The organism is Candidatus Megaera venefica, from assembly GCF_034554655.1.
GTDB lineage: Bacteria > Pseudomonadota > Alphaproteobacteria > Rickettsiales > Rickettsiaceae > Megaera_A > Megaera_A venefica.
The window spans coordinates 1-3520 of sequence record NZ_JARJFB010000163.1; the positions used below are offsets into that span (position 1 = coordinate 1).

General features: G+C 35.8%; 4 protein-coding genes. 3 read left to right on the plus strand and 1 reads right to left on the minus strand.

The window, feature by feature from the left end:
• On the minus strand, positions 1–1112 hold a 1112-nt coding region (locus tag Megvenef_RS08080; RefSeq protein ID WP_322777438.1), incomplete at its 3' end, for an MFS transporter.
• A gap of 82 nt (positions 1113–1194) precedes the next feature.
• Between Megvenef_RS08080 and ruvA the strand changes: the two genes are divergently transcribed.
• The 3 genes from ruvA to Megvenef_RS08095 all read left to right on the plus strand — a co-directional run.
• On the plus strand, positions 1195–1797 hold the full coding sequence (ruvA, locus tag Megvenef_RS08085; RefSeq protein WP_322777439.1) for a Holliday junction branch migration protein RuvA: 603 nt from the start codon (positions 1195–1197) through the stop codon (positions 1795–1797).
• Between the two features lie 12 nt (positions 1798–1809).
• Positions 1810–2814 carry a Holliday junction branch migration DNA helicase RuvB gene (gene ruvB, locus Megvenef_RS08090; protein ID WP_322777440.1) on the plus strand — a complete coding sequence of 335 codons (1005 nt, stop codon included), beginning with the start codon at positions 1810–1812 and terminating at the stop codon, positions 2812–2814.
• A gap of 378 nt (positions 2815–3192) precedes the next feature.
• Positions 3193–3520, plus strand: a 328-nt coding sequence (locus tag Megvenef_RS08095) for a transposase (protein WP_322776028.1), incomplete at its 3' end; no start/stop codon positions are given.

Genomic DNA, 3520 nt, shown 5'->3' on the forward strand with positions numbered 1-3520 from the left:
GTTGAAGAAAAAACCATACTACCGATAGAATGCGAAAGACTGCACATTCTCATCCTAATACCAGTTTGAAATAATGACTGAATACGGACAGAACAAGGAATTGAATAAAATGGAACCAAAAACACTAATATACAATGTAGTAATATTGAATATCCCTTAAGGCCTAGAAAAAATTCCATCACCAAGGTACACAAAATACTCAAGACCAGCGCTGCAATAATTTGAGTAACTATTTTAAATCTATCAGATATGTAGCCAGAAATTAAACATGCTATGCCATAAAGTGAAATCAACATAGTATTAGCAGCAGCAGCGCTCTCATTATCAATAATATCAGCCACATTTGCTGCAAATGTTCCAAAAAATATTATCAGAAAATGATATCCACCACCAAGCATCCCATTTATTACGGTGGCAAGTACAAATTTAACTTTATTCGCACCAACTATCTTAACTATACCGTTAGGCTCAATAGAGAGCCGTGACTTGCTGTTTAGAAATTCTTCACTCTCAAGCAACCTTCTACGTAAAAAAATTACTACTAATCCTAATAATCCACCAATAGCAAAATTCACCCTCCATAACCACTCTATATCTTCATAACTAACCGCTATATGATAAGCAACTGAAGCAAACAAAACTCCTATTTGCGAAGAAAAAGAAACTATACCTATAACAAGATGCCGCCTCTTTTTGCCAATCATTTCAGCAACATAAATTTTTATAGCGTCAATTTCTCCTGCTAAACTCATTAAAAATAGCATTCGTAAAAGTGTAATTATTATTACAGCAAACAACCCTACGCTATCAAACCCTGGAGCAACCGCTACAAGGCAAGTTGAAGTTGCCGCAATAACTGTTGACATTTTTACACTTACTACTCGTCCAACTTTATCACCTATCTTACCAAAGATTAAAGACCCCATAGGCCTTGCTATAGTTGCCAGACTGAAAACAGCGAAGAAAATAAGCATCTGGTCACCGTCATTGCCATGAGGCATAAAATTCTTCGACAACAACGAAGCAGATAGCCCAAAGAGGGCGTAATCATAATATCTTACTATCGTTACAAAAAACGCTATTATCAGCGATTCATATCTTTTTAGATTCAAAATTTAGTTCCAGAATTAATTGCGTATTCGTATCGTGGCTGATAGTATATCTGTGAAATAATTGATGCAACTAGAATATTTTATGATTGGTAAACTTAAAGGATTGATTGAATCGGTATACGATGACCACGTCATAATCGATATAAATGGTGTTGGATATCTGGTATTCTGCTCGGTAAAAACTTTAAGCCAACTTGCTCCGTCAGAATTTTGTGAATTATTAATCGAAACACATGTAAGAGAAGATCATATTCACTTATACGGATTCAGTGATTTAGAGGAAAAAGCTGCATTCATTACCCTGCAATCAGTCAAAGGAGTTGGCACAAGAATGGCACTTGCTATTTTATCGCACCTTACTCCTGGAGAAATTCAGGTCGCTCTTAACAATGAAGATAAAATAATTTTCAATGGTGTATCTGGAGTTGGAAAAAAGCTTGCTGAACGTATAGTTACTGAACTAAAAGATAAAACTATTTCAACCAAATCACTATCTGAAATAGCACCTAAATCAGGTTTACCAAATACAAAAACGTTTAACAACTCTTTAGCTTTGGACGCTATTTCAGCACTGACTAGTCTAGGAGTTGGAAGGATTGATGCACAAAGTAGGGTCAATACAATACTTGCTCATTCCTCTGATATATCAATAAATGATTTGATTAGACTAGCACTTAAAAATTGAGTTTAACATATTATGACAACAGATCTTTTATCCGGGACAATCCTTGAAACAGATGTAGATTTTTCTCTACGACCTCATTTGCTCAATGAATTCGTAGGACAAGAACATATTAAATCCAACTTAAGTATATTCATCAAAGCTGCTCAAAACAGGAACGAACCTCTTGATCATACTCTTTTCTATGGACCACCTGGCCTAGGCAAAACTTCGCTTGCCCACATAATTGCCAAAGAAATGGGGGTAAATTTTAAAGCCACTTCTGGACCAACATTATCAAAAGCGGCTGACCTTGCTGCAATTTTAACTAATCTTCAAGAAAACGACGTATTATTTATTGATGAGATTCATCGCCTTAATACCAATATTGAAGAAATACTCTACCCAGCGATGGAAGATTTCTTCCTTGATATCATAATTGGCGAAGGACCAGCTGCTAGGTCTGTACGCATAGATTTACCGCGCTTTACCTTAATTGGAGCAACTACAAGGCTTGGTTTGATTAGCAATCCATTACGAGATAGATTTGGCATTCCATTACGCCTTAATTTCTATAAAGTTGAAGAGCTAGTAAAAGTAATTAATCGAGCAGCAAATTTGCTAAATACAAAAATCACTAAAGACGGAGCGCAGGAGATTGCGCAAAGATCAAGAGGTACACCAAGAATTGCTCTAAGATTATTAAAGAGAATAAGAGATTTTGCTTCTGTCGAAAATAGGCCAGAAATTGATGCCGTACTTGCTGATAGCGCTCTTACTAGACTTGAAGTAGATAAAGCTGGGCTGGATAGTAACGACTATCGTTATTTAAAATTTATTGTAGATAACTACAACGGCGGACCAGTTGGTGTTGAAACTATTGCTTCTGCATTATCAGAACAACGAGATGCAATTGAAGAGACAATAGAGCCCTATCTTATACAAATAGGTCTTCTTCAACGCACTCCCAGAGGGAGAGTTATAACTAATGGCGCTTTTGTTCACCTTGGCCTAGAACCGCCAAATCGCCTGTTATTCTAGTTTCTTAAACATGGCCTGAGATTAAAAAACATGCTGAGCTTTTATATACCTCGCACGCCTGGTACACGATGCCAAGTCATGTATAGTAAAAGCAGTTTAAATTATGGGGCATTAAATTTCAAGGCGATGCTGCGCAGCGTATATACAGTGAATTAAGTCTCCCCGCCAAAATTGATAAGAATCATGTGATTTAAAAAAATTTCACAAAAAAGGTAGATTTGGGAGTTTATCGATTGATATTTTTTGATAAATTTTACGTAGTCCCTCCGTCAAAACTCTCCCCGCCTGAATTAACAAGGGGTTTCATGTCATAAACAGCTTACAAAATCCATAAGAAAATGGTATAATTACCGCATAAAGCTTACGGATTTTAAAATTATGCCTATAGAAAATATTACTTTTCTCCAAAAACAAGAAAGGTTATTTGAAGAGAAATTATCTACAAAACTAAATCCTAAAAACAAGTTATATAAACTAAGGGATTTAGTAAATTGGTCTGAACTTGAAGCCAGAGCATTGCCTAACATTGAAATCAAGCAATTTGGTAGAAATAAGAAAGATCATAGAGTAATGCTAGCACTATCAATGCTTCAAGCTATGTACAACGGTTCTGATTCGTTTACGGAGGAAGAGCTAAAGGAAAATATTTATTGGCAATATTTTTGTGGTTATGAATATTTGCAGCAAGATCTTGATGTGTCTGAAG